This window comes from Lentzea sp. (genome assembly GCF_036380075.1).
GTDB lineage: Bacteria > Actinomycetota > Actinomycetes > Mycobacteriales > Pseudonocardiaceae > Lentzea.
In genome coordinates, this window is the sequence record NZ_DASVFL010000214.1 from 1 (window position 1) to 24,558 (window position 24,558).

Here is a 24,558-nt window from a genome sequence, read left to right on the forward strand (position 1 = left end):
CACGGCGTGTACGCGCCTTCTTCCTTGAAGGGCCGCGCGGGCGTCGGCGTGCTCTCGCGCGTTGAGCCGTCCTCGGTGCGTGTGGGCTTCGGCGTGGCCGAGTTCGAGGCGAGCGGCCGGTACGTGGAAATCGAACTGCCCGGCGTGGTGGTGGCGTCGCTGTACCTGCCGTCCGGGGATGTCGGTACTCCTCGGCAGGACGAGAAGGACCGGTTCATGGCGGCGTTCCTGCCGTACCTGGTCTCGCTGCGGGAGAAGGCCGCTGTCTCCGGGCGCGAGGTCGTCGTGTGCGGGGACTGGAACATCGCGCACCGGCAGGTGGACCTGAAGAACTGGAAGACGAACCAGAAGGAGTCCGGGTTCCTGCCTTATGAGCGGGAGTGGATGAGTTCGGTGTTCTCTTCCGGGTATCACGACGTGGTGCGGTCTTTGCATCCTGAGGGTGCTGGGCCTTACTCGTGGTGGTCCTACCGGGGGAAGGCCTTCGACAACGACTCCGGGTGGCGGATCGATTACCAGGTCGCCACGGAGGGGTTGGCTGGGCGGGCTCGGTCCGCGGTGGTGGAGCGGGCGGACAGCTATGCCGAGCGGTGGTCGGACCACGCGCCGGTCACGGTGGTCTACTCCGACTGACCCGAGGCCCTGGATCAGGCACAATCGCGTCTGAGGAGGTGGTGGCGGTGCACGAGCTCGTGGCTGCCAAGCGGAGCGAGATCGAGGAGCTCTGCCGGACGCTGAGCATCCGCCGTCTCGACGTGTTCGGGTCGGCAGTGGGGGACACGTTCGATGTCGTGACGAGTGATGTGGACATCCTCGTCGACTTCGACGTCCGGCTCGGCTTCGACCATTTCGGCACCTACTTCGCCCTGAAGGAAGGACTGGAGCGGATCCTCGGACGGCCGGTCGACCTGGTGGTCAACGACAGCATCCGCAATCCGTACTTCCTGGAACAGGTCATGGAGAGCAAGGAAACCTTGTATGCGGCGTGACCCCCGTACGTACCTGTGGGACGCGTTGCGCGCGACTGAGCTGCTGGCGGAGTTCAGCGCCGGGAAGTCCTTCACCGACTACCTCGGGAACGCCATGCTGCGATCGGCGGTCGAGCGGCAGTTCGAGATCGTCGGCGAGGCGCTGAACAACCTGTCGAAGGTCTCTCCGGACCTCGCCGCAGCCGTCCCGGACCTGCCTCGCATCGTCGCGTTCCGCAACATCCTCATCCACGGCTACGCGAGCGTGGACGACGCGCTGGTGTGGCAAGTGCTCACCGAGAAGCGCCCGCAGCTCGAAGAGCGCCTTCGGCAGCTGCTCGCCGGGCTCGCTTGACGCTCTGCTGCTCCGACTGACCCAGTCCGGGCAGCCTTTATCGCTCCCGTCACCCCCAAGACCGCTCGATTCAACCCGCCCGCTCCCCGAATATGAACACGATTCACCATCGATGAATCGGGGGCGCACACATGACGGGCTTCACCAGGCGATCGTTCCTCCTGGCCATGGGGGTGGGCGCCGCCGGCGTGCCGCTCCTCGACGCGCAAGCGATTGCGTCGACCGCGGGCACCACGCTCGACACCACTGCCACGCCGGTCGGCACCGTCGGTTACCGCAGGCTGCAGGCGGGGCCCGGCTGGCCGACGGTGGTCCGAGCCGACCTGGTCCCGGCCAAGGCCAACCGGGAGGCGCGGCGCCAGGCGCTCGTGAGCTTCGTGCAGTTCAGCGACATGCACATCTGCGACGCCCAGAGTCCGCTGCGCTTCGAGTACCTGCACCCGCACCTGGGGTCCAGTGCGCACCGGCCGCAGGAAGCGCTCACCGCGCAGGGCTCCACGAGTCTCGTCCGGCGCGTCAACGCACTCAAGAACGGGCCGCTCACCGGCCGACCCCTCGATTTCCTCATGACGACCGGCGACAACACGGACAACCACGAGAACGTCGAGCTCGACTGGTTCCTCACGATCCTCAACGGCGGCACCATCACGCCCAACACCGGCGACAGCCGGTACGAAGGTGTGCAGAACGCGGGCATCAGCACGTTCTGGCAGCCCGACCTCTCCGGCACGGACGACTACAAGGCCAAGGGGTTCCCTCAGCTCGTGGGACTGCTCGACGCGGCCGTCAAGCAGTTCACCAGCCCTGGACTGAACATCCCCTGGTACTCGACCATCGGCAACCACGACGACAGCGTGGTCGGGGCGCTGCCGGACGGGCTGCTCGACAGCTGGTACACCGGGCGCAAGAAGATCTTCGGCTTCGGCGACCCCGTGCAGAACGCGAAAGTCGCGAAGGCGTTCACGGATCCGGCGGCCGTCCCCGAGGCCGTGGCCGTCCTCGCCAATGGCGGTGCTGTCAGGACTGTCACGCCCGACGACAGGCGCAGGCTCTTCACCACCAGTGAGTTCGTGCGCAAGCATCTGCCTACGGGTGGTCACGGGTACACGGACGCCAATGCGGATGGTGTGGACATCTTCTACACGTTCCGGATGGCGCCCGGCGTCACTGGCATCAGCATGGACACCACGAACCTCGCCGGCTTCTCCGAGGGCTCGATCGGGCTGCACCAGCTCAACTGGATCGAGAAGACCCTCCGGCGCGGCAGCTCGCTCTACTACGACTGGCTCGGCCTGCCGCAGCGGCAGAACGTCACCGACGAGCTGTTCGTGCTGTTCAGCCACCACACGTCCGCGACGATGGGCAACGTGCTGCCCGACCGCCGCCGGCCGCTGGACCCGCGGCTCGACGGCAACGCGCTGGTCAACCTGCTGCACCGGTTCCCGAACGTGCTGGCGTGGGTCAACGGGCACACGCACCGCAACGTCATCACGCCGCACCGGCACAGCACGCCGAGCAGGAGCTTCTGGGAGATCAACACGGCCGCGCACGTCGACTACCCGCAGCACGCCCGCGTCATCGAGGTGGCCGACAACGGGGACGGCACGTTGTCGCTGTTCACGACGTTGCTGGAAGCCGACGCGCCCTATCAGGTCGACTACGACGACCGCAGCGACCAGGCGCTGGCGAGCCTGTGCCGGGAGCTCACGTACAACGACATCCACTCGCGCGCGGAGCCGCTGGGCACGCCGCTCGACCGGAACGCGGAGCTGCTGGTCGCGGTGCGGTGAAGTGGGATGTCCCACAGCCTGTCACACCTGATCAGGAATTTCGGCGGCCTAAGGTCGTTGACGTGGCAGTGGACATCTCTCTAGACCCACCGCAGCCCCGGCCCAGCGCGGCGGCGACGCGGCGTGCGTTGCGGCGGGCCGCGGACGGCGCTGTGCTCGACGCGACCGAGGCCGCCGTGCTGCTGCACGCGCGCGGGGAGGACCTCGACTCGCTGCTGGCCGCGGCGGGGCGGGTGCGGGACGCGCACCTGCTCGCGGAGGGGCGTCCCGGGGTCGTCACGTACAGCCGGTCGGTGTTCGTCCCGCTGACCCGCCTGTGCCGGGACCGGTGCCACTACTGCACGTTCGCGACCGTGCCGCACAAGCTGCCGGCCGCGTTCCTCGAACGCGACGAGGTGCTGGCGATCGCCCGTGCAGGGGCGGAACAGGGCTGCAAGGAAGCGCTCTTCACGCTCGGCGACCGGCCGGAGGACCGCTGGCCCGCCGCGAAGGAGTGGCTGGACGCGCGCGGGTACGAGTCCACTTTGGACTACGTGCGGGCGAGCGCCATCGCGGTGCTGGAGGAGACGGGGCTGCTGCCGCACCTCAACCCCGGCGTGCTCAGCTGGGAGGAGCTCACGCGGCTGCGGCCCGTGGCGTCCAGCATGGGCATGATGCTGGAGACCACCGCGGAACGGCTGTGGAGCGAGAAGGGCGGGCCGCACTATGGCAGCCCCGACAAGGATCCCGCCGTGCGCCTGCGGGTCCTGACCGACGCCGGGCGCGTCAACGTCCCGTTCACCACCGGGATCCTGATCGGCATCGGCGAGAACCTGACCGAGCGCGCGGAGTCGCTGCTCGCCATGCGGCAGGTCGCCAAGCAGTACGGGCACATCCAGGAAGTCATCATCCAGAACTTCCGCGCCAAGCCGGACACGGCGATGCGCGGCATGCCCGACGCCGACCTGACCGAGCTCGCGGCCACGATCGCCGTGGCACGCCTGGTGATGCCGTCGACCGTGAGCGTGCAGGCGCCGCCGAACCTGGTCGGCGGGGAGTTCGGCCTGATGCTGCGCGCGGGCGTCGACGACTGGGGCGGCGTCTCGCCGATCACCCCCGACCACGTCAACCCCGAGAAGCCGTGGCCCCAGGTCGACGAGCTCGCGGACATCACGCGTGAAGCCGGTTTCTCCTTGCAGGAAAGGCTGAACGTCTACCCGCGCTACGTGCGCGCGGCGGCGGGGCAGTGGATCGACACGCGGCTCACCGCGCACGTTTCCGCGCTGGCGCAGGAGAACGGGCTCGCGAACCCGGACGCGGAGGTCGTCGGCCGCGAGTGGCAGGAGCCCGACGGCGGCCTCGACACGTTCGGCCGCGCGGACCTCAACACCGCGATCGACACCGAGGGCCGCACGAGCGACCGGCGCGGCGACTTCGACGAGGTCTACGGCGACTGGGCCGAGCTGAAGGTTCCCGTTGCGCCGCAAAGGCTTTCCGAGGACGTCCAACGTGGACTGAAGATCGCGGCGAACGACCCGGCCGCGCTGCTCGACGACACCGACGCCGCGATGGCGCTGCTGACCGCCGACGGCGAGGCGCTGGAGGAGATGGCCAAGCTCGCCGACGACCTGCGGCGCGAGGTGGTCGGCGACGACGTCACCTACGTCGTCAACCGGAACATCAACTTCTCCAACGTCTGCTACGTCGGTTGTCGCTTCTGCGCCTTCGCGCAACGGGAGCGCGACGCGGACGCGTTCCGGCTCAGCACCGAGGAGGTCGCCGACCGCGCGCAGGAGGCGTGGGACGACGGCGCCACCGAGGTCTGCATGCAGGGCGGTATCGACCCCAAGCTGCCGGTCACCTACTACGCGGATGTGGTGCGCGCCATCAAGAAGCGCCTGCCCGGCATGCACGTCCACGCGTTCAGCCCGATGGAGATCGTCTCCGCCGCGGCGAAGGCGGGCGTGAGCGTCCGCGAGTGGCTGACCGAGCTCAAGGAGGCCGGCCTCGACACCATCCCCGGCACGGCGGCCGAGATCCTCGACGACGACGTGCGGTGGGTGCTCACCAAGGGCAAGCTGCCGACCGCGACCTGGCTCGACGTCGTCGGAACCGCCCACGAGCTGGGCATCCGCTCGTCCAGCACGATGATGTACGGCCACGTCGACCACCCCGGCCACTGGCTCACGCACCTCCGCGTGCTGGCGAAGCTGCAGGACCGCACCGGCGGCCTCACCGAGTTCGTCGCGCTGCCGTTCGTGCACCGCAACGCCCCGATCTACCTGGCCGGAGTCGCCCGTCCCGGGCCCAGCCGCCGCGACAACCGCGCCGTGCACGCGTTCGCGCGGCTGGCGCTGCACGGGCGGATCGACAACATCCAGTGCTCCTGGGTCAAGCTCGGCGACGAGGGCACCGCGGAGATCCTCAACGGCGGCGCGAACGACATCGGCGGCACGTTGATGGAGGAGACCATCAGCCGCATGGCCGGGTCCGAGCACGGGTCGGCGCGCACTGTGAGTGAGCTCGAAACCCTGGCCTCGCTCGCAGGGCGTAACGCCCGTCAGCGGACTACGACATATGGGCGAGTGCGAACCGATCGCCGGTGACCGATAGTCTGATTCGGCGCATCGACGCTACCGGCCATCGGTAGCTTGGCGGCCAATCAGTCAGCAAGGTTCACCCTTCCGGGGTGGGTCTGTGCCTTGGGGAGGCTCGGCAAGTGCACGGCATGAGTCTGGTACTGAGCGCTGCGGTTGAGAGCAGCATGACCGGCACCGCAGCGGGCCCGGTGGGCCTGATCGCGGTCACCGCCGGCGTGGGCGGCCTGGTGTTCGGCCTGGTGAAGCGGCGCAAGCCGGCCCCGGTCACGGCGGCCAACCAGCGCATCGACCTCGTCCAGCAGGACACCGCGCAGGGCTGATCCGGCGCGTCTGCGAGGATTCACCCGTGTCCACGGAGAACGCGCCCGCAGAAGGCACCCCGGCAAGCTCCCCGGAAGGTTCGGCTGCGCCCGCCAAGCGCCCCCGCGTCCTGTCCGGCATCCAGCCGACGGCCGGGTCGTTCCACCTCGGCAACTACCTGGGTGCGGTGCGGCAGTGGGTGGCACTCCAGGAGGCGCACGACGCGTTCTACTGCGTCGTCGACCTGCACGCCATCACCGTGGAGCAGAACCCGAAGCAACTGCGGCAGAACACCCGCGTCTCGGCGGCCCAGCTGCTCGCGCTGGGCATCGACCCCGACCGCGCGACGTTGTTCGTCCAGTCGCACGTCCCGGAGCACGCGCAGCTCGGCTGGGTCATGCAGTGCCTGACCGGCTTCGGCGAGGCGGCGCGGATGACGCAGTTCAAGGACAAGTCCGCGCGCCAGGAGCAGTCCGTCGGCGTGGGCCTGTTCACGTACCCGATCCTGCAGGCCGCGGACATCCTGCTGTACCAGGCGCACTACGTGCCGGTCGGCGAGGACCAGCGCCAGCACCTGGAGCTCACCCGCGACCTCGCGACGCGGTTCAACTCCCGCTACGGCAAGACGTTCCGCCTGCCGGAGGCGTACATCGTCAAGGACACGGCCAAGATCTTCGACCTGCAGGACCCGACGGCGAAGATGAGCAAGTCGGTGCCCGGCGGTGTCGTGGAGCTGCTGGAGGACCCGAAGCGCTCGGCCAAGAAGATCCGCTCCGCGGTCACCGACACGGGCCGCGAGATCGTCTTCGACGTCGAGAACAAGCCGGGCGTCTCCAACCTGCTGACGATCTACTCCGCGCTGACCGGCCGGACGGTCGAGTCGCTGGTCGAGGACTACGACGGCAAGGGCTACGGCGACCTGAAGAAGGACCTCGGCGAGGTCTTCACCGAGTGGGTCACGCCGGTGCAGGAGCGCGTGAAGACGTACCTCGACGACGTGGCGTCTCTGGACAAGATCCTGGCTCGTGGCGCCGAGCGTGCGCGTGAGGTCGCTGCGGGCACGCTGCGCCGCACGTACGACAAGATCGGCTTTGTTCTGCCGGAGTAGTGCACTTGCACTAGCGTCTTCGTCGTGGACAAGTGGCGGCGGAAGTACGCGTGGCTCGACCACATCATGCGTGCGTACGAGCGGTTCGACCAGCGGTACGGCTCCCAGCACGCCGCCGCCGTGACCTACTTCAGCGTGCTCTCGCTGGTGCCGATCCTGATGATCGGGTTCGCCGTCGCCGGTTTCGTGCTGCAGTCGCAGCCCGACCTGCTGGCGTCGTTGCGGGAGAGCATCGCCGAGGCCGTGCCGGACGAGAACCTGCGCAAGCAGGTCAACGAGGCCGTGAACACCGCCCTGGACTCCAAGGGCACCGTCGGCGTCATCGGTCTGCTCGGCGCCGCCTACTCCGGTCTCGGCTGGATGAGCAACCTCCGCGACGCCCTCACCGCGCAGTGGGGCCAGGCCAAGGGCGAGCTGCCGTTCCTCGGCACGCTGGGCCGCGACCTGCTGTCCCTGATCGGCCTGGGGCTCGCGATCGTGATCTCGTTCGGCATCACGGCGGTCGGGTCCGGCCTCGCCGAGCAGATCCTGGAGTGGGTGGGTCTCGCCGACCAGGGCTGGGCGCGCGTGCTGCTGCGGATCGGCTCGATCCTGCTGTCGCTGGTGGCGAACTGGCTCGTGTTCCTGTGGGTGCTCTCGCGGCTGCCGCGCAAGCCCGTGGGGTGGCGCAGTGCGCTGCGCGGCGCGCTCGCGGGCGCCATCGGGTTCGAGATCCTGAAGCAGACCGCCACGATCTTCCTGTCGTTCACCACCAAGTCGCCGACCTCGGCCGCGTTCGGGTCCGTCATCGGTGTGCTGGTGTTCGCGAACCTGGTGGCGCAGTTCATCCTGTTCATCACCGCCTGGACGGCCACCGCGCGGGAGAACATGGAGCCGGAGGTCGTGCAGCCTCCGCCGCCCGCCGTGATCGAGCCCGTCGTGACCGTGAAGTCCGGGCCCTCGCCGTCGCTGATGCTCGGTGCCGGCGCGGTGGCCGGGGCGTTGCTCGGGCTCCGCTGGCGCAAGCGCTAGAAGACGACGAAGGCCCCCGGCGGACGTGCGCCGGGGGCCTTTCGCTTTCGCGCTCTCAGACGCCCTGAGCCGCCTGCGCGGCCTGGCGGCGTGCCCGTGCCGCTTTGGCCCGCTTGTTGCGGATGAAGAGCAGCACGGCGGCCAGCAGGCCGATGCCCGCCACGGCCGTGATGGGGAGACCGACGGTGCCGAACGCGGTCGGTGCCTCGCGACCGTTGTCGTTCGTGCCGGCCGCGGCGTCGGTGGCGTTCTCGCTGCTGCTCTGCGTGGAGGTGACGTTCGGCTTCGGCTGCGGAGCACCGTCCACGAGCTTGCCGACGCCACCGGGACCCATCGCGAAGCCGTAGTCGAGCAGCTTCGCGGCTTGGGCGTCGATGCGCGTGGGCGTCTGCTGGCCGCGCAGCAGGACCACGACGAGACGGCGGCCGTTGCGCTCCGCGGCACCCACGTAGGTGTGCTGCGAGTCGTCGGTGAAGCCGGTCTTGCCGCCGATCGCGCCGTCGTAGTTGCTGAGCAGGCGGTTGTCGTTCGTCAGCATGATCGTGCCGCCGTTGCGGCCGGGGAACTGCGACTGCTTGAGCTTGATGGCGTCCGCGAACTCCTCGTACTTCATCGCGCCGCGGAAGATCAGGGCGACGTCGTAGGCCGAGGTGCTGGTGCCGGGGGCGTCCAGGCCGGACGGGGTGACGGCGCGGGTGTCGAGTGCGCCGAGCTCCTTGGCCATGGCGTTCATCTTGCGCAGGGCGTTCGGCACGCCGCCGAGCTGACGGGCGAGCGTGTGCGCCACGTCGTTGCCGGAGGTGAGCAGCAGACCGTGCAGCAGCTGGCGGACCGTGTACTGGCCGCCGTCCTTGAGCCCGACGCAGGTGCACTCCTGCTGCGTGTCCTCGGCGCTGGCCGTGACGACGAGGTCGCCGCGCAGCTCCTTGGCCACGACCATGGCGAGGAGGACCTTCATGATGCTCGCCGGGCGCTGCCGGCCGTGCGGGTCGTAAGTGGCGAGGACGGCGCCGCTGTCGATGTCCGCGAGCAGCCAGGACGCCGCGGTGTTGCCGGCGGGCGGTTGCGCCGAGTTCGGCGGCAGGATCAGCCCGCACTCGCCGAGCCGGTCACCGCCGATCGGCTTCTCGGGCACCTCGAGCGGGGCCGGGGCCTTCTGGCCGGGGGCCGGCTGCTCCGAGGTGTCCACCGGGGGCGGCGGGGTCTCGCGGTTGGCGCACTGTGCCGAGCCGGCGGCCTGCTGTGCGGTGCCGGTCGGTGCGGCGAACGCGGCGGTGGCCGTAGCTAGGACCAGGGCGACGATGAGCCGTTGGGTGAAGGGCACCCCTTCAGGCTATCCACCCCCGTTTGGCGCCCTGCACGCACCACGTCTGATACTGGTCGGCGTGAAGCTCTCGCGCCCGATGTCACTCTTCCTGGTGGCTTTCGGAGTGTGGTCGTGGGTGATCTGGCCCACGTTCCTGAAGAACATCTGGAACGACCCGCGTTCGTTCAGCGACGGACCGACCCCGTTCTTCACGGTGCACCTGGTGCTCGTGATCGCCTCGCTCGTGTTCGGCACCGTCATCGGGGTGCTGGGCGTGCGGGGCTTCCTCGCCACTCGACGTCGATAGGAAACGCTGTGGAGTTCGTACGCCTGCTGCTGGTGTTCCTGCACCTGCTGGGCATGGGCATGCTCGTCGCGATGATCATGTTGCAGGCCAGGGCCGGGAAGGACGCGCCGGTCAACAAGGGCTGGCTGCACGGCGCCGCGCTGCAGCTGCTGACCGGCATCGCGCTGGTCGCGATCGACCCGCTGGTCGACTCGGTGAAGTACGACCACGTCAAGATCGGCGTGAAGCTGGCCGTGGTCGTCGCCATCGCGGTCGTCGTGGCGATCAACGTCAACAAGCCGAAGGCCCCGTCCTGGCTGCTGCCGACCGCCGCGTCCCTCGTCGTGCTGAACATCGGTGTGGCCGTCTTCTGGACCTGATCGGGCGATCTCTTGATCACTCGCGGGTGACGTCCGGCGGAAATGCGCGCGACGCGGCGTAGGTGGGCCAACGATCGCGGCATGTCACGTATCGCCTATATCGGTGTGCTCACCGCCGGTGCGGTGTTGACGCTCGTCGCACTGCACGGTGCCGCCCCCGAGGCAGAGGCCTCGGGGGATGGCCGGGTGTGCGCCGCTGCGTGGTGCCCGCAAGACCGTCCTGGATGGCGCGCTCCTCAGGAGAGAGGAGAGCCGACGGACGAGACCACCACGACGACTCCGCCCACGACCACCACCACGACCGAGACGACCACCACGACCACGGAGACGACCACCACGACTCCGGACACGACGACCACCACGACGACGACCCCGGTCACGACGACCACCACGTCCTCGACGACCACCACGTCCTCGACGACCACCCCGCCGACGTCGACCACCACCTCGACCTCGACGTCGTCGACCACCACCCCGCCGGTCACCACGACGACCACGCCCGCGACCACCACCACGACGCCGCCGGTGTGGACGACGACCAGGCCGGTCGCCGCCCCGCCCCGCTACGACGACAACCGCCTGGCCAACACGGGCGCGTCGACGGGCTGGATGCTGCTGCTCGGCGTGCTGTTCGTCGCCGGCGGCGCGCTGATGCTGCTGATCGACCGCGGCAGGCGCGGCATCCGCCGCTGACGCCCCAAAACTGTCGGTGGTGCTCGTCACACTGGTGACATGCGAATCGAACACCTGCGCGAGCGCAGCGAACTCGGTGTCATCAGCGCGAGCACCCTCCGGTCACTCGGGGTCACGAACCCCTGGCTGAAATGCCGTCAGGGCGGGCCGTGGCAGCGCATGCACGCAGGAGTCGTGCTGCTGCACAACGGCCCGCCCACCCGCGACCAGCACCTCACCGCCGCCCTGATGCGCGCGGGCCCCGGCGCCGTGGTGACGGGCGCGGAGGCCTGCCGCCGCCACGGCCTGCCCGCACGGGGGTCCGAGATCCACGTGCTCGTGCCGGGATCGGTGCGGGGCAGCGGTTCTCTCGTCGTCGAACGCGCATCGCCGATGCCGGCGTCGTCGGACGTCCTCGGCTTCCCGGTCGTGTCCGCCGCCCGTGCCGTGGTCGACGCGTGCCGGTTCATGCGGTCCGTCGACGAGGCCACGGCCCTGGTGGCGGCCGCCGTCCAACGCGGCCGCTGCACGCCGTCCGCGCTCACCGACGAGGCCCGCTGCAACCGCTACGGCACCAAGCTCGTTCGCGACGTCCTGCGCGAGCTGGGCCGGGCGGAGTCCGTCGCCGAACGCGATGCCCGGCGGTTGTCGCGGAAGATCGGGCTGTGCACCCCGCACTGGAACGTCACGATCGCCGACGCCGACGGCGTGGTCATCGGGCGGCCGGACGCCTGGTTCGACGACGTCGGGCTGGCCTGGGAGATCGACTCGCGGGCGTTCCACTACGGGGCGCGGGACTACGAGCGGACTCTCGCCCGCAACAGCCGGTACGCGGCCGCCGGGATCCTGGTGGTGCAGACGTTGCCGACGCGGTTGCGAGACCACCCCGACGCGGTGGGGCGGGAACTGCGGAAGGCGCACTCGGCGGCGGCTGCCCGGACTCGGCCGCCGGTGCGGATCGTGGAGGTGAGCTGACAGGAGAGGGGTGTTGTTCCGGTCGCGTGGGGCGGGCGGTGGTGGGTAGGTGTGGCGCGGGCCGGTGTAGTGCGCTGGCTGGCGGTGGTGCGCGGCTGGGGCCAGTGGGAACGCGCAACGTCGGCCGCGGTGTCTGCGGCGGCCGAGCGGCGCGGGCTCGACTGGTTGGGGCAGTTGGCTTGGGAGGGTCCTAGGCTGCGCCTCGCGGGTCCGGTCACCCCTTCCGCTGCCAAGCCCTCACTGCATCGCCTTGGCGTCGCACATCCAGCCCTGGAACGGCGAAGCGCCGCGCCCTCGAAGGCGAACGCGGCTCGCCGTTGCGGTGCGGTGTGCGCGGCGGCCGTGCGGTGCGGGCTCGGCTGGTCGGGTCGGTTGGCTTGGAGAGGGTCGACTGGCTGCCCTCGCGGGTCCAGCCACCCTTCGCTGCCAAGCCCCACCGGATCCCACCTGGCACCACACCCGGCCCCCGGAACGGCGAAGCGCCGCGCCCCCGAAGGGAACGCGGCGCCTCACGCCGAACCGGAAAACCTCAGACGCGCTTGAACAGCAGAGCGCGCTTGACTTCCTGGATCGCCTTGGTGACCTGGATGCCACGCGGGCAGGCGTCCGTGCAGTTGAACGTCGTGCGGCAGCGCCACACGCCGTCGATGTCGTTGAGGATGTCGAGCCGCTCCTCGGCGCCCTCGTCGCGCGAGTCGAAGATGAACCGGTGCGCGTTCACGATCGCCGCCGGGCCGAAGTACGAGCCCTCGGTCCAGTAGACCGGGCAGGAGGTGGTGCAGCAAGCGCACAGGATGCACTTCGTCGTGTCGTCGAACCGCTCGCGGTCGGCGACGGACTGGATGCGCTCGCGCGTCGGCTCGTTGCCGTATGTCACGAGGTACGGCTTTACGGCGCGGAAGGCCTCGAAGAAGGGCTCCATGTCGACCAGCAGGTCCTTGTTCACCGGCAGGCCCTTGATGGGCTCGATGGTGATCGTGGTCTGCTTGTCGCCCTTCTGCAGCAGGTCCTTCAGCAGGACCTTGCAGGCGAGGCGGTTCACGCCGTTGATGCGCATGGCGTCCGAACCGCAGATGCCGTGCGCGCAGGAGCGGCGGAAGGTCAGCGTGCCGTCCACGTACCACTTGATGTGGTGCAGCAGGTTCAGCACGCGGTCCGACGGGAGCGCGGGGATCTCGAACGTGTCCCAGCGCGGCTCGTCGTCGACCTCCGGGTTGAACCGGCGGATCTTGACGGTGACCGTGACAGCGCCGTCCGGAACCGGCGGCTGGGAGCCGCGCGAGCCAGCAGTGGTTTCAGCGGTGGCGGTCATCAGTACTTGCGCTCCATCGGCTTGTACCGGGTAAAGGTCACGGGCTTGTAGTCGAGGCGGATGTCCGCCGACAGGTCGTCGCCCTGCTTGTAGAACATGCTGTGGCGCATGAAGTTCGTGTCGTCACGGTTCGGGTAGTCCTCGCGGGCGTGGCCGCCGCGGGACTCCTTGCGCGCCAGCGCGCCGTGCACGAGCACCTCGGCCAGCTCCAGCAGGAAGCCGAGCTCGACCGCCTCCAGCAGGTCCGTGTTGAAGCGCTTGCCCTTGTCCTGCACGGAGATGTGGGCGTAGCGCTCCTTCAACGCCTGCACGTCGTGCAGTGCCGTCTTCAGCGTGTCCTCGGTGCGGTAGACGGACGCGTTGGCGTCCATCGTCGCCTGGAGCTCGGTGCGGATGTCCGCGACGCGCTCCAGGCCGTGCTCCGAGAGCGCGAGGGCGACCTGGGCCTCGACGGCCGCGGCCGGGTTCTCCGGCAGGTCGACGTGCGACTCGCGGGACAGCGCGTACTCCGCGGCGGCGATGCCGGCGCGGCGGCCGAAGACGTTGATGTCCAGCAACGAGTTCGTGCCCAGGCGGTTCGCGCCGTGCACGGACACGCAGGCGCACTCGCCCGCGGCGTAGAGGCCCGGAACGACGTTGTCGTTGTCCCGCAGCACCTCGCCGTGGATGTTCGTCGGGATGCCGCCCATCGCGTAGTGCGCGGTCGGGTACACCGGCACGGGCTCGACGACCGGGTCGACCGCGAGGTAGGTGCGGGCGAACTCGGTGATGTCCGGCAGCTTCGTCTCCAGGACCTCGGCACCGAGGTGCGTGCAGTCCAGCAGCACGTAGTCCTTGTTCGGACCGGCGCCGCGGCCTTCCAGCACCTCCAGCGCCATCGACCGGGCCACGATGTCGCGCGGCGCCAGGTCCTTGATGGTCGGGGCGTAGCGCTCCATGAACCGCTCGCCCGAGGCGTTGCGCAGGATCGCGCCCTCGCCTCGCGCGCCCTCGGTCAGCAGGATGCCGAGACCGGCGAGGCCGGTCGGGTGGAACTGGTAGAACTCCATGTCCTCCAGGGGCAGGCCCTTGCGGAAGACGATGCCCATGCCGTCGCCGGTCAGCGTGTGGGCGTTCGACGTGGTCTTGAAGACCTTGCCGAAACCACCGGTCGCGAACACGACGGACTTGGCCTGGAAGACGTGGATCTCGCCGGTCGCGAGCTCGTAGGCGACGGCGCCGGTGCAGACCGGGCCGTTCTCCGTCTCGGTCAGGCAGATGTCGAGCACGTAGAACTCGTTGAAGAACTCGATGCCGTGCTTGACGCAGTTCTGGTACAGCGTCTGCAGGATCATGTGACCGGTGCGGTCCGCGGCGTAGCAGGCGCGGCGCACGGCGGCTTCGCCGTGGTTGCGCGTGTGGCCGCCGAACCGGCGCTGGTCGATCTTGCCCTCGGGCGTGCGGTTGAACGGCAGGCCCATCTTCTCGAGGTCGAGGACCGCGTCGATGGCCTCCTTCGCCATGATCTCGGCGGCGTCCTGGTCGACCAGGTAGTCGCCGCCCTTGATCGTGTCGAAGGTGTGCCACTCCCAGTTGTCCTCCTCGACGTTGGCGAGGGCGGCGCACATGCCGCCCTGGGCCGCGCCGGTGTGCGAACGCGTGGGGTAGAGCTTCGTGAGCACCGCGGTGCGGGCGCGCTGGCCGGACTCGATCGCCGCGCGCATTCCGGCACCACCAGCGCCGATGATGACTACGTCGTACTTGTGGAACTGCATTGTGGTGGGCTCCCCGCGCGGGTCAGTTCGAGATGTTCGGGTCGAAGGTGAAGATCACGAACGTGCCGAGCGAGACGATGAGGACCATCGACACGTAGAGCAGCATCTTCAACCAGAACCGGGTGGAGTCCTTGCGCGCGTAGTCGTTGATGACCGTCCGCACGCCGTTGCCGCCGTGGATCTGCGCGAGCCAGAGCATCGCGAGGTCCCAGAACTGCCAGAACGGCGACGCCCAGCGGCCGGCCACGAAACCGAAGTTGATCTTGTGGACGCCGCCGTCGAGGATGTTCATGATGAACAGGTGGCCCAGGACCAGGACCACGAGCAGCAGGCCGGAGAGGCGCATGAACAGCCAGCTGTAGAGCTCGCCGTTGCCGCGGCGGGCCGCGGGGCGGCGGGGCGAACGGGGCTTGTCGAGTGCGAGAGACATGGTCAGTGACCCCCCACCAGGTCGGAGATCGTGCGCTCCATCATGAAGTAGAAGCCGGGGATCATCACGACGACCCAGACGGCCAGCACGGTCCAGAGCATGACCCGCTGGTACTTGGCGCCCTTCTCCCAGAAGTCGACCAGCATGACCCGGATGCCGTTGAGCGCGTGGTAGAGCACCGCGCCGACGAGGCCGACCTCGAAGAGGTTGACGACCGGGTTCTTGTAGGTCTCGATCACCGCGTCGTAGGCGTTCGGGGACACCCGGACGAGAGCGGTGTCGAGCACGTGCGTGAAGAGGAAGAAGAACGTGAGGACACCGGTGATCCGGTGGGCGACCCAGGACCACATGCCCAGATCACCGCGGTAGAGCGTCCCACCCCCTCGGGTGGTGGTGCGCTCGGGTGCGCCTGCGCTGGTCATGCGCCGCGGCCTCCAACGTCAGTGGTGGTGGTCGGCGAACGGTTCATCCCGACCATGACCGGAAAAGCGTAGTCCCGCCGGTTGGAACGGACACAGCAGGCGCACCCGCTCTGTGATCGATGAGACACGCTGTCGATCCACCAAGCGGTCTTGATCGATTCGGAAATGCGGCCCAGGACACATTTCCGCGCGCGGCGCGACCAGCGGGAAGAGGAGGACGGCGGCCCGGGACCTCCGCCTTGGTCCGGGCCGCCGCCATCGGCAAGGGCACTTGCCACCCCGTACACGACGGGGAGCCCGCGACCGGTTCAACGTCACGTGGACGGAGTTTCGTCCACGACCGAAACCCAGGTCAGGCGGCTGACTTCCCGGCGTCGGCGCGCGCGACTGGGCCGAATGGACGACGATCACGACGAGGAAGCCGAGCGAAGAGGACTTTTCGCCACGCGCCGAACACGAGTGATCACGACAGGTGCGGCCAATGCGTCGAATGCGTAACCGATAGGGGTCTATGTAGGTGCTGGCCGCAACGGGGTTGGTTACTAAGAGGTACGGTGCGCCGTCTAGAACCCCAACAGCGTCGTTGGGAGTGGAAACCTCAGGGAGGAGACGAGCCGTGCGTCGTCGTATGCGTGGTGTCGCGGTCGCCGCGATCGCGTTGACCAGCGTGATGACTATGGCCGCCTGCGCGAAGGACTCGGGTGGCGGTAGCAACAACTCCAACACCGGCACTGGCGCCGCTTGCGAGTACGCCACGCCTCCCACCGCGCCCGCCACGTCGAGCACCAGCACCGCCGCCGGTGACAAGGTGGACGCGAGCGCGCTGAAGGTCGGTCTGGCCTACGACATCGGTGGCCGTGGCGACGCGTCGTTCAACGACTCCGCCGCCGCCGGTCTCGACAAGGCGCTGACGGACTTCGGTGTGAAGAAGGAGAACACCCGCGAGCTGTCCGCCGCGCCGAACGAGGACGAGTCCGCCAAGCAGACCCGTCTCCGCCAGCTGGCGCAGGAGGGCTTCAGCCCGATCATCGGTGTCGGCTTCGCCTACGCCGAGTCGATGAAGCTCGTCGCCGCGGAGTTCCCGAACGTCAAGTTCGGCCTGGTCGACGGCTCCGTCGAGGGCGCGACCAACGTCACGCCGCTGCTGTTCGCCGAGCAGGAGGGCTCCTTCCTCGCCGGCGTCATCGCCGCGTACCAGAGCAAGAAGTGCCACGTGGGCTTCGTCGGCGGCGTCGAGATCCCGCTGATCCAGAAGTTCGAGGCCGGCTACGCCCAGGGTGCCAAGGCCGCCGCGCCGAAGATCCAGGTCGAGTCGAAGTACATCACCCCGGCCGGTGACTTCACGGGCTTCCAGGACGCCCCGAAGGGCCAGGAGGCCGCCAAGGGTCAGATCGACAAGGGCGCCGACGTCATCTACCAGGCCGCCGGCGCGTCCGGCAAGGGCATCTTCTCGGCCGCCAAGCAGGGTGGCGTGCTCGCGATCGGCGTCGACTCCGACCAGTACAACCAGGCGACCGTCGCCGACACCAAGGACGTCATCGTGTCGTCCATGCTCAAGCGCGTCGACGTCGCGGTCTACGACTTCATCAAGGCCGTCGCCAAGAACGACCTCGCCTCGCTGCCCAAGGTCTTCGACCTGAAGGTGGACGGTGTCGGCTACGCCACCTCGGGTGGCAAGATCGACGCGAAGCTGCAGGGAATCCTCGAGGGCTACAAGGCCCAGATCATCGAGGGCAAGATCAAGGTCGCGGACAAGCCGTAGTCCCGCGTGACCGCTGCAACCGGGCCCTGTGAGGAATTAGCCCTCACAGGGCCTGGTGCGTGGTAGGAGGAGCAACTCGACGATGAGCAGTTCCACGTCCGCACGGACGGACGAACACCCCGCGGTGGTGCTCACAGGCATCACCAAGCGATTCCCCGGTGTGGTCGCCAACAGCGACGTCCACCTGACCGTCCGCCGCGGCGAGGTGCACGCGCTCTGCGGTGAGAACGGCGCGGGCAAGTCCACCCTGATGAAGATCCTCTACGGCATGCAGGCGCCGGACGAGGGCACCATCGAGGTGAACGGCGAGCAGGTCCGCTTCCGCACGCCGTCCGACGCCATCAAGGCCGGCATCGGCATGGTGCACCAGCACTTCATGCTCGCCGACAACCTCACCGTCCAGGAGAACGTCGTCCTGGGCGCGGAGGCGATCCACGGCATCGGCCAGAAGGCCCGCAAGCGCATCATCGAGCTCTCCGGCCGCACCGGGCTCAACGTCGACCCCGGCGTGCTCGTCGAGCAGCTCGGTGTCGCGGACCGGCAGCGCGTCGAGATCCTCAAGGTGCTCTACCGCGGCGCCAAGGTGATCATCCTGGACGAGCCGACCGCCGTGCTCGTGCCGCAGGAGGTCAACGAGCTCTTCGACACCGTCCGCGGCATGCAGGAGCAGGGCTACACGTTCCTGTTCATCTCGCACAAGCTCGACGAGGTCCGCGCGATCGCGGACTCCGTCACGGTGATCCGCCGCGGTACGACCGTGGGCAGCGCGGACCCGAAGACCGTGTCGTCGCGGCAGCTCGCCGAGATGATGGTCGGCAGCGAGCTGCCCAGCCCGGAGACGCGCGAGTCGACCGTCACCGACAAGGTGGTGCTGGACGTCAAGGGACTCAAGCTCATGACGCCCGACGGCTCGCGCCCGATCCTCGACGACGTCGACCTGGTGGTCCGCTCCGGCGAGGTCGTCGGCATCGCCGGTGTCGAGGGCAACGGCCAGACCGAGCTCGTCGAGACGGTCATGGGCATGCGCAAGGCCGGCAGCGGCACGATCACGTTGCTGGACTCCGACCTCACGAAGCTGGGCACGCTCGCCCGGCGCGAGGCGGGCATCGGCTACGTGCCGGAGGACCGCCACCGCCACGGCCTGCTGCTCACGCAACCCCTCTGGTACAACCGGATCCTCGGCTACCAGACCCGCAAGCCGACCGCCAAGGGCATGTGGCTCGACACCGACGGCGCGAAGCAGGACACCGAGCGGATCGTCGCGGACTTCGACGTCCGCACGCCCGGCATCGACGTCCCGGCGGCGGCGCTGTCCGGTGGCAACCAGCAGAAGCTCGTCGTCGGCCGCGAACTGTCCGGCGACCCCGTCCTGCTGATCGCGTCGCACCCCACCCGCGGTGTCGACGTCGGCGCGCAGGCGTTGATCTGGGACGAGATCAAGCGCGCCCGCGCCGCCGGTCTCGCCGTCCTGCTGATCTCCGCCGACCTGGACGAGCTGATCGGCCTGTCGGACACGATCAAGGTCATGCTGCGCGGCCGCCTGGTGGCCGACGCCGACCCGAACACCGTCACGCCCGAGGACCTCGGCAGCGCGATGACCGGTGCCGGGAGCACGAGTGCCGCGGTGCACGAGACCGCCGCGGTCGAGGAAGGCGAGCACTGATGGGACACCTGCGCGGCAAACTCCTGCCGCCCGCGTTGGCGATCGTCTTCTCCCTGCTGCTGTGCGGCGTGGCGCTCGTCATCTCCGGCGCGAACCCGCTGAGCGCGTTCGGCGCGATGGTGACGCAGGTCGGCAAGGGCACGACGCTCGTCGACATCGTCAACTCGACGGGCATCTACTACATCGCGGCGCTCGCGGTGGCGATCGGGTTCCAGATGAACCTGTTCAACATCGGTGTCGAGGGCCAGTACCGCGTCGCGGCCGTCGTGGCGGCCGTGGTCGGCGGCTCGATCGCGCTGCCCACCGGCATCCACACGCTGGTGATTATCGTCGTCGCGGCGCTCGCCGGTGCCGCCTGGGCCGCGATCCCCGCGCTGCTCAAGGTGACGCGCGGCGTCAACGAGGTCATCTCGACGATCATGATGAACGGCCTGGCGATCGGCCTGTCCGCCTACCTGATCCGCCGGGACGTCTTCGGTGAGCTGCGGGGCAACAACATCCGCACCGCCGAGATCCCGGAGTCCGGCTGGATGCCCGGCATCTCGTTCGGTGGCGGCGGCACGATGTTCGGCTTCATCTTCGTGGCCGTCGCACTGGGCGTCGGCTACTGGGTCATGATGAACAAGACCCGGTTCGGCTTCGAGCTGCGCGCCTCGGGCGAGTCGTCCACGGCCGCGTCCGCCGGCGGTGTCAACGCCAAGAAGATGGTGCTGGTCTCGATGCTGCTCTCGGGCGCCATCGCGGGCCTGATCTCGCTGCCGGAGCTGCTCGGCCGCGACCACACGTTCAGCCTGAACTTCACCGCGGGCATCGGCTTCTCGGGCATCGCGATCGCGTTGCTCGGCCGCAACCACCCCGGCGGCATCGCGTTCGGCGCGCTGCTGTGGGCGTTCCTCGACAAGTCGGGCCTGGCGCTCGACAACGTCGGCGTGCCCAGGGAGATCGTCACCATCATGCAGGGCTCGATCGTCCTGTCGGTCGTCGTCGCGTACGAGGTGGTGCGCCGCTTCGAGCTCGCCTCCGAGCAGCGCCGCGTCGGCCGTGAGCTCGGAACCGTTGGAGGTGCCGCGTGATCTCGACGCTGGAGGAGAAGCCCCACGTCCCGGCGGCGCCGCGCAAGCGCAAGGTGCCGGGCTGGGCCGTCGGGATGATCGGTGTCGCCGGCGCGGTCCTGTTGCTGTCGACGACCTCGTACCTCACGGGGTTCCCGCAGCTCACGTCGTCCGGCACGACGCAGACGGCGGTGCGGCTCGCGCTGCCGATCCTGCTCGCGGGTCTCGGCGGTCTGTGGGCGGAACGCGCGGGCGTGGTCAACATCGGCCTCGAAGGCATGATGATCATGGGCACCTGGGGCGCGGCGTGGGCCGGCTACCAGTGGGGCCCGTGGGCGGCGCTCGTCGCGTCGATCGTGTTCGGCGCGCTCGGCGGTCTGCTGCACGCGATCGCCACGGTCACGTTCGGCGTCAACCACATCGTCTCCGGTGTGGCGATCAACCTGCTCGGCGCCGGTCTGACGAAGTACCTGTCGACGCTGGTGTTCCTGCCGCTGTCGAACAACCCGCGGCAGTCGCCGCCGGTCGCGCCGTTCGAGACGTACTCGGCGGCGGGCTTCGCGGACTGGCTCGGTGAGCTGGAGGCGGGGCAGCGCGTCATCATCTCCGACGTCGCGGGCATCCTGCGCGGTCTCGTCACCGGCGTCTCGCCGCTGACGATGCTGACGATCCTGCTCGTGCCGCTGTCGTACTACCTGCTCTGGCGCACCCGCTTCGGCCTGCGCCTGCGCTCGGTCGGCGAGAACCCGCACGCCGCGGACTCGCTGGGCGTGAAGGTGTACTTCCACAAGTACGTCGCCGTGATCGTCTCCGGTGGTCTCGCCGGCCTGGGTGGTGCCGCGCTGGTGCTCAACCCCGGACAGCTGTCCTACCTGGAGGGCCAGACCGGCGGCCGCGGGTACATCGGCCTCGCGGCGATGATCTTCGGCAACTGGCGGCCCGGCGGCCTGCTCGGTGGCGCGGCGCTGTTCGGCTACGCCGACGGCCTGCAGCTGCGCTCGGGCGGCGAGACGGTGCTGGGCCTGGTCTACGGCGTGGTGATCCTGCTCGGCGTGATCGTGGTGTGGCAGCTCTTCCGCCGGAAGTGGTTCTCCGCGGCGGCGGCGATCGTCGTGGCCGTGCTGATGTACCTGCTGTACATCAGCCTCGACGAGATCCCCGGCGAGTTCGTCTCCTACACCCCGCACATGGTGACGCTGGCGGTCCTGGCCGTGGCGTCGCAGCGGTTGCGGATGCCCGCCGCCGACGGTCTGGTCTACCGCCGTGGCTGAGGTCGACTGGGACCTGCTCCGGGCACGGGCGGTGGAGGCGGCGTCGCTCGCCCACTGCCCGTACTCGGGGCTTCAGGTCGGATCCGCGGCGCTGTGCGACGACGGCCGCATCGTCACCGGGTGCAACGTCGAGAACGCCTCCTACGGCGTCGGGCTGTGCGCGGAGTGCACGATGGCCGGCCAGCTGCAGCTCACGGGCGGCGGCCGGTTCGTCGCGGTGGCGTGCCGGTCCGGTGCCGGTGAGCTGCTGATGCCGTGCGGGCGCTGCCGCCAGGTGCTCTACGAGCTCGGCGGCCGGGACTGCCTGGTGGACACGCCGTCCGGCGTCCTGCCGATGTCGTCGGTGCTGCCGGACGCGTTCGGACCGGAGGACCTGCCATGAGCTTCTCCGCTGTCGACGTCATCCGCGCCAAGCGCGACGGGCAGACGTTGTCGGACGCCCAGATCGACTGGGTGATCGACGCCTACACGCGCGGCGCGGTCGCGGACGAGCAGATGTCCGCGCTGGCCATGGCGATCTTCTTCAACGGCATGTCCGCCGCGGAGACCGCCCGCTGGACGCAGGCGATGATCTCGTCGGGCGAGCGGTTGTCGTTGCACGTCGACCGCCCGACCGTGGACAAGCACTCGACCGGCGGGGTCGGCGACAAGATCACGTTGCCGCTGGCACCGCTCGTCGCCGCCTGCGGCGCCGCGGTGCCGCAGCTGTCGGGACGCGGGCTCGGCCACACCGGCGGGACGCTGGACAAGCTGGAGTCGGTTCCGGGGTGGCGGGCCGCACTGTCCACTTCGGAGATCCTCACGCAGCTGTCCGACGTCGGTGCCGTCGTCTGCGCCGCCACCGAAGGACTTGCTCCCGCCGACCGCAAGCTCTACGCACTGCGCGACGTCACCGGCACGGTCGAGGCGATCCCGCTGATCGCGTCCTCGATCATGTCGAAGAAGATCGCGGAGGGCGCCGAGTCGCTGGTGCTCGACGTGAAGGTCGGGTCCGGCGCGTTCATGAAGGACCTGCCTTCCGCGCGTGCTCTCGCCGAGGCGCTGGTGGCCATCGGTGTCGAGCACGGGGTGCGGATCTCGGCCCTGCTGACCGACATGTCGGTGCCGCTGGGCCGGGCCGTCGGCAACGCCGTCGAGGTCGCGGAGTCCGTCGACGTGCTGCGCGGCGGTGGACCCGCCGACGTGGTCGAGCTGACGGTCGCGCTGGCGTCGGAGATGCTGTCGCTGGCCGGGATCTCCGCCGATCCGGCCGCCGTGCTGGCGTCGGGTGAGGCCTACGAGGTGTGGGCGCGGATGATCCGGGCCCAGGGCGGCGACCCCGAGGCGCCGCTGCCGGTGGCCGCACACCGCCACGTCGTCGAGGCGCCGGCTTCCGGCGTGCTGTCCACTTTGGACGCCTACGGCGTGGGTGTCGCGGCGTGGCGGCTCGGTGCCGGCCGGGCGCGTAAGGAGGACCCGGTGCAGGCCGGGGCCGGTGTGCTGTGCCTCGCGAAGCCGGGTGACGTGGTGGAGGCCGGGCAGCCGCTGCTGGAGCTCCACACCGACACCCCGGACGCTGTCGCCGGTGCCCTGCAGGCGCTGGAAGGCACCTACTCGGTCACCGACTCCGCGCCGGAGCGTTCACCCCTGGTGATCGACACCGTGCGGGGCTAGCCGACCAGCGAGCCCGCCAGTGGAGAGCGGTCCGCCTTCCACAGCACGCAGAGGATCTCCTGACGGCCTGGAGCGGAAGCGTCGCTCCAGGCCTCCCACTCCTTCTGGGTGGGGATCAGACCGGTGAAGCCGAGCGTGTCCTTGGCCTTCGGCTCGATGACCTTGAACTGCTCGGTGCAGTAGTTCTTGGTGAAGTCGGTGAGCCAGTCCACGCCGGGGTAGGCGGTGTCCTTCGGCTTGTCCCACAACGGGGTCGCGGCCGAGAAGAGCTGGATGCCGTGCGGGCCGTCGCACGGCACGTTCGCCCGCACACCCGAGCCCTGGGTGAGGAAGTCCTTGCCGCACTGCGTGCCGGAGAGGTTCCACTCGGGCACGTCACCGCCGCGGCCGAACGTGGCGATGCGCCGGGACGGCAGCGGCGCGCCGACCGGCAGCGACGCGGCGTCGGTCCACTCCGAGGAGCTCTCCCCGTTCGGCGTGGAGCTGGTGCCGGGGTTCTGCGCGTTGGTGCTGCTGTCCTTGGGCTTGAACGCCACGTAGGCGCCGAACGCCGCGCCCGCGAGCAGCACCGCGCCCGCCGCGATGGCGACGACCTTGACGGCGGTGTTCTTCTTCTTGGGAGCCAGCTGCTGGGTCGTCACCGGCGACGCGGTGCCCTGCACGATCGCGACCAGCAGCTGCCGGGCCTGGGCCGCGGTCATCCGCCGCGCCGGGTCGACGGTCAGCAGGCCGTGGATCACCTGGGCCAGCGCGGGCGAGGCCCGGCGCAGCACCGGCGGCTCGTTCATCACGGCGTGCAGCGTGGACGCCGTGGACGTGCGCTCGAACGGGCTGATGCCCTCCACCGCGTGCGCGATCGTGACGCCGAGGGCCCACAGGTCCGACGCCGGCGAGGCCTCCCAGCCGTGCAGCCGGTCCGGGGACATGTAGGCGGGCGAGCCGACGATGCCGCCGTTGGTGGTGAGGCGGGGGTCGTCCGTGGCCTGCGCGATGCCGAAGTCGGTGAGCTTCACCGCGCCGTCGGGCCGCACCATGATGTTGCTGGGCTTGACGTCCCGGTGCACGATCCCGGCGGCGTGCGCCGTGTCGAGCGCTCCGAGTACCTGGAGCGCGACCCCGGCCATCCAGGTGGAGTCGCGCGGCCCGTGCCGCTGCACGACGGTGGCGAGGTCGGCCGCGTCGACCAGCTCCATGGCGAGGTAGATGCGCCCGTCCTCGCGGATGACGTCGTGCACCGTCACCACGGCCGGGTGGTTGAGCCGCCCCGCGGTGCGCGCCTCCCGGAGCATGCGCTCCTCCAGCACGGCGAACTCGCCGGGGTTGATGCCCTGCGGCGGGTGCAGCTCCTTGAGGGCCACCGGCCGGCCGAGCAGCTGGTCCTGGGCACGCCACACGACGCCCATCGCACCGCGGCCGAGCTCGGCGAGCAGTGTGTAGCGGTTGGCGACGACTCGCTGCTGTTGCTGCACGGACAATCCCTCCTGGACGCCCCCAGTCTCCGGCGAGCCT

Annotated in this window: 25 protein-coding genes; 18 read left to right on the forward strand and 7 right to left on the reverse strand. The window is 69.5% G+C overall.

Features of this window, described 5'->3' with window-relative positions; translation table 11 throughout:
* The 8 genes from VF330_RS23585 to yhjD form a co-directional block, all read left to right on the forward strand.
* Positions 1 to 633 (forward strand): exodeoxyribonuclease III (locus tag VF330_RS23585; RefSeq protein WP_330853838.1); only part of this gene is annotated, 633 nt, incomplete at its 5' end.
* 47 nt (positions 634 to 680) lie between these two features.
* The gene (locus VF330_RS23590; RefSeq protein ID WP_330853839.1) at positions 681 to 989 is read left to right on the forward strand and encodes a nucleotidyltransferase family protein; all 309 of its coding nucleotides are present in this window, start codon (positions 681 to 683) and stop codon (positions 987 to 989) included.
* Positions 979 to 1,323, forward strand: a complete 345-nt coding sequence (locus tag VF330_RS23595; protein WP_330853840.1) for a DUF86 domain-containing protein — start codon at positions 979 to 981, stop codon at positions 1,321 to 1,323. The genes VF330_RS23590 and VF330_RS23595 overlap by 11 nt, the downstream gene beginning before the upstream one ends.
* Before the next feature lie 131 nt (positions 1,324 to 1,454).
* Complete coding sequence (locus tag VF330_RS23600) at positions 1,455 to 3,113, forward strand: TIGR03767 family metallophosphoesterase (protein WP_330853841.1); 1,659 nt, start codon at positions 1,455 to 1,457, stop codon at positions 3,111 to 3,113.
* 62 nt (positions 3,114 to 3,175) lie between these two features.
* Positions 3,176 to 5,698, forward strand: a complete 2,523-nt coding sequence (locus VF330_RS23605) for a bifunctional FO biosynthesis protein CofGH (protein WP_330853842.1) — start codon at positions 3,176 to 3,178, stop codon at positions 5,696 to 5,698.
* 158 nt (positions 5,699 to 5,856) lie between these two features.
* Positions 5,857 to 6,012 (forward strand): hypothetical protein, encoded by a 156-nt coding sequence (locus VF330_RS23610; RefSeq protein WP_330853843.1) that lies wholly within the window; start codon positions 5,857 to 5,859, stop codon positions 6,010 to 6,012.
* A 26-nt stretch (positions 6,013 to 6,038) separates the two neighbouring features.
* On the forward strand, positions 6,039 to 7,100 hold the full coding sequence (gene trpS, locus VF330_RS23615) for a tryptophan--tRNA ligase (RefSeq protein WP_330853844.1): 1,062 nt from the start codon (positions 6,039 to 6,041) through the stop codon (positions 7,098 to 7,100).
* Between the two features lie 24 nt (positions 7,101 to 7,124).
* Positions 7,125 to 8,111 carry an inner membrane protein YhjD gene (yhjD, locus tag VF330_RS23620; RefSeq protein WP_330853845.1) on the forward strand — a complete coding sequence of 329 codons (987 nt, stop codon included), beginning with the start codon at positions 7,125 to 7,127 and terminating at the stop codon, positions 8,109 to 8,111.
* A gap of 55 nt (positions 8,112 to 8,166) precedes the next feature.
* Here yhjD and VF330_RS23625 read toward each other — a convergent pair whose 3' ends face one another.
* Positions 8,167 to 9,435 carry a D-alanyl-D-alanine carboxypeptidase family protein gene (locus VF330_RS23625; RefSeq protein ID WP_330853846.1) on the reverse strand — a complete coding sequence of 423 codons (1,269 nt, stop codon included), beginning with the start codon at positions 9,433 to 9,435 and terminating at the stop codon, positions 8,167 to 8,169.
* A 61-nt stretch (positions 9,436 to 9,496) separates the two neighbouring features.
* Here VF330_RS23625 and VF330_RS23630 point away from each other — a divergent pair, with 61 nt between their 5' ends.
* Both VF330_RS23630 and VF330_RS23635 read left to right on the forward strand, forming a co-directional pair.
* Positions 9,497 to 9,724, forward strand: coding sequence for an SCO4848 family membrane protein (locus VF330_RS23630; RefSeq protein ID WP_053737542.1), 228 nt, complete (start codon positions 9,497 to 9,499; stop codon positions 9,722 to 9,724).
* 8 nt (positions 9,725 to 9,732) lie between these two features.
* A complete protein-coding gene (locus VF330_RS23635; RefSeq protein ID WP_330853847.1) occupies positions 9,733 to 10,083 on the forward strand; it encodes a hypothetical protein in 351 nt (116 codons plus the stop codon).
* A 236-nt stretch (positions 10,084 to 10,319) separates the two neighbouring features.
* Here VF330_RS23635 and VF330_RS23640 read toward each other — a convergent pair whose 3' ends face one another.
* Positions 10,320 to 10,598, reverse strand: a complete 279-nt coding sequence (locus tag VF330_RS23640) for a hypothetical protein (RefSeq protein WP_330853848.1) — start codon at positions 10,596 to 10,598, stop codon at positions 10,320 to 10,322.
* A 10-nt stretch (positions 10,599 to 10,608) separates the two neighbouring features.
* On the opposite strand from VF330_RS23640, the gene VF330_RS23645 reads away from it, so the two are divergent.
* Both VF330_RS23645 and VF330_RS23650 read left to right on the forward strand, forming a co-directional pair.
* Entirely contained in the window at positions 10,609 to 10,776 is a 168-nt protein-coding gene (locus VF330_RS23645) for an LPXTG cell wall anchor domain-containing protein (protein ID WP_330853849.1), read from the forward strand.
* A gap of 39 nt (positions 10,777 to 10,815) precedes the next feature.
* Entirely contained in the window at positions 10,816 to 11,730 is a 915-nt protein-coding gene (locus VF330_RS23650; RefSeq protein ID WP_330853850.1) for a hypothetical protein, read from the forward strand.
* A 529-nt stretch (positions 11,731 to 12,259) separates the two neighbouring features.
* Here the strand turns inward: VF330_RS23650 and VF330_RS23655 are convergent.
* The 4 genes from VF330_RS23655 to sdhC are packed head-to-tail and all read right to left on the reverse strand — an operon-like array spanning position 12,260 to position 15,648.
* Positions 12,260 to 13,042 (reverse strand): succinate dehydrogenase iron-sulfur subunit, encoded by a 783-nt coding sequence (locus tag VF330_RS23655; RefSeq protein ID WP_330853851.1) that lies wholly within the window; start codon positions 13,040 to 13,042, stop codon positions 12,260 to 12,262.
* The gene (gene sdhA / locus VF330_RS23660) at positions 13,042 to 14,796 is read right to left on the reverse strand and encodes a succinate dehydrogenase flavoprotein subunit (protein WP_330853852.1); all 1,755 of its coding nucleotides are present in this window, start codon (positions 14,794 to 14,796) and stop codon (positions 13,042 to 13,044) included. The genes VF330_RS23655 and sdhA overlap by 1 nt, the downstream gene beginning before the upstream one ends.
* A gap of 22 nt (positions 14,797 to 14,818) precedes the next feature.
* Positions 14,819 to 15,226 (reverse strand): succinate dehydrogenase hydrophobic membrane anchor subunit, encoded by a 408-nt coding sequence (locus tag VF330_RS23665; protein WP_325520798.1) that lies wholly within the window; start codon positions 15,224 to 15,226, stop codon positions 14,819 to 14,821.
* 2 nt (positions 15,227 to 15,228) lie between these two features.
* Positions 15,229 to 15,648 (reverse strand): succinate dehydrogenase, cytochrome b556 subunit, encoded by a 420-nt coding sequence (gene sdhC / locus VF330_RS23670; protein WP_330853853.1) that lies wholly within the window; start codon positions 15,646 to 15,648, stop codon positions 15,229 to 15,231.
* 628 nt (positions 15,649 to 16,276) lie between these two features.
* Here sdhC and VF330_RS23675 point away from each other — a divergent pair.
* From VF330_RS23675 to VF330_RS23700, 6 genes are all read left to right on the forward strand, one after another.
* Positions 16,277 to 17,410 carry a BMP family ABC transporter substrate-binding protein gene (locus tag VF330_RS23675; RefSeq protein WP_330853875.1) on the forward strand — a complete coding sequence of 378 codons (1,134 nt, stop codon included), beginning with the start codon at positions 16,277 to 16,279 and terminating at the stop codon, positions 17,408 to 17,410.
* 82 nt (positions 17,411 to 17,492) lie between these two features.
* Complete coding sequence (locus tag VF330_RS23680; protein WP_330853854.1) at positions 17,493 to 19,073, forward strand: ABC transporter ATP-binding protein; 1,581 nt, start codon at positions 17,493 to 17,495, stop codon at positions 19,071 to 19,073.
* Positions 19,073 to 20,146, forward strand: a complete 1,074-nt coding sequence (locus VF330_RS23685; protein ID WP_330853855.1) for an ABC transporter permease — start codon at positions 19,073 to 19,075, stop codon at positions 20,144 to 20,146. The genes VF330_RS23680 and VF330_RS23685 overlap by 1 nt, the downstream gene beginning before the upstream one ends.
* Positions 20,146 to 21,396, forward strand: coding sequence for an ABC transporter permease (locus VF330_RS23690; RefSeq protein ID WP_414675437.1), 1,251 nt, complete (start codon positions 20,146 to 20,148; stop codon positions 21,394 to 21,396). Before VF330_RS23685 ends, VF330_RS23690 begins: the two co-directional genes overlap by 1 nt.
* Positions 21,389 to 21,778 (forward strand): cytidine deaminase, encoded by a 390-nt coding sequence (locus VF330_RS23695; protein WP_330853857.1) that lies wholly within the window; start codon positions 21,389 to 21,391, stop codon positions 21,776 to 21,778. Before VF330_RS23690 ends, VF330_RS23695 begins: the two co-directional genes overlap by 8 nt.
* Positions 21,775 to 23,049: a thymidine phosphorylase gene (locus tag VF330_RS23700; RefSeq protein WP_330853858.1), complete on the forward strand. Its 1,275-nt coding sequence runs from the start codon at positions 21,775 to 21,777 to the stop codon at positions 23,047 to 23,049. Before VF330_RS23695 ends, VF330_RS23700 begins: the two co-directional genes overlap by 4 nt.
* Here the strand turns inward: VF330_RS23700 and VF330_RS23705 are convergent.
* The gene (locus VF330_RS23705) at positions 23,046 to 24,518 is read right to left on the reverse strand and encodes a serine/threonine-protein kinase (RefSeq protein ID WP_330853859.1); all 1,473 of its coding nucleotides are present in this window, start codon (positions 24,516 to 24,518) and stop codon (positions 23,046 to 23,048) included. The two genes, VF330_RS23700 and VF330_RS23705, sit on opposite strands and share 4 nt — an antisense overlap.
* Positions 24,519 to 24,558: the final 40 nt, after the last annotated feature.

Coding starts and splice junctions, on each gene's coding strand:
- VF330_RS23685 (WP_330853855.1), top strand. CDS start 19,073: ATGGGACACCTGCGCGGCAAACTCCTGCCGCCCGCGTTGGCGATCGTC.
- VF330_RS23665 (WP_325520798.1), bottom strand. CDS start 15,226: ATGTCTCTCGCACTCGACAAGCCCCGTTCGCCCCGCCGCCCCGCGGCC.
- VF330_RS23600 (WP_330853841.1), top strand. CDS start 1,455: ATGACGGGCTTCACCAGGCGATCGTTCCTCCTGGCCATGGGGGTGGGC.
- VF330_RS23680 (WP_330853854.1), top strand. CDS start 17,493: ATGAGCAGTTCCACGTCCGCACGGACGGACGAACACCCCGCGGTGGTG.
- VF330_RS23675 (WP_330853875.1), top strand. CDS start 16,277: ATGCGTGGTGTCGCGGTCGCCGCGATCGCGTTGACCAGCGTGATGACT.
- VF330_RS23700 (WP_330853858.1), top strand. CDS start 21,775: ATGAGCTTCTCCGCTGTCGACGTCATCCGCGCCAAGCGCGACGGGCAG.
- VF330_RS23655 (WP_330853851.1), bottom strand. CDS start 13,042: ATGACCGCCACCGCTGAAACCACTGCTGGCTCGCGCGGCTCCCAGCCG.
- sdhC (WP_330853853.1), bottom strand. CDS start 15,648: ATGACCAGCGCAGGCGCACCCGAGCGCACCACCACCCGAGGGGGTGGG.
- sdhA (WP_330853852.1), bottom strand. CDS start 14,796: ATGCAGTTCCACAAGTACGACGTAGTCATCATCGGCGCTGGTGGTGCC.
- VF330_RS23595 (WP_330853840.1), top strand. CDS start 979: ATGCGGCGTGACCCCCGTACGTACCTGTGGGACGCGTTGCGCGCGACT.
- VF330_RS23610 (WP_330853843.1), top strand. CDS start 5,857: ATGACCGGCACCGCAGCGGGCCCGGTGGGCCTGATCGCGGTCACCGCC.
- VF330_RS23650 (WP_330853850.1), top strand. CDS start 10,816: ATGCGAATCGAACACCTGCGCGAGCGCAGCGAACTCGGTGTCATCAGC.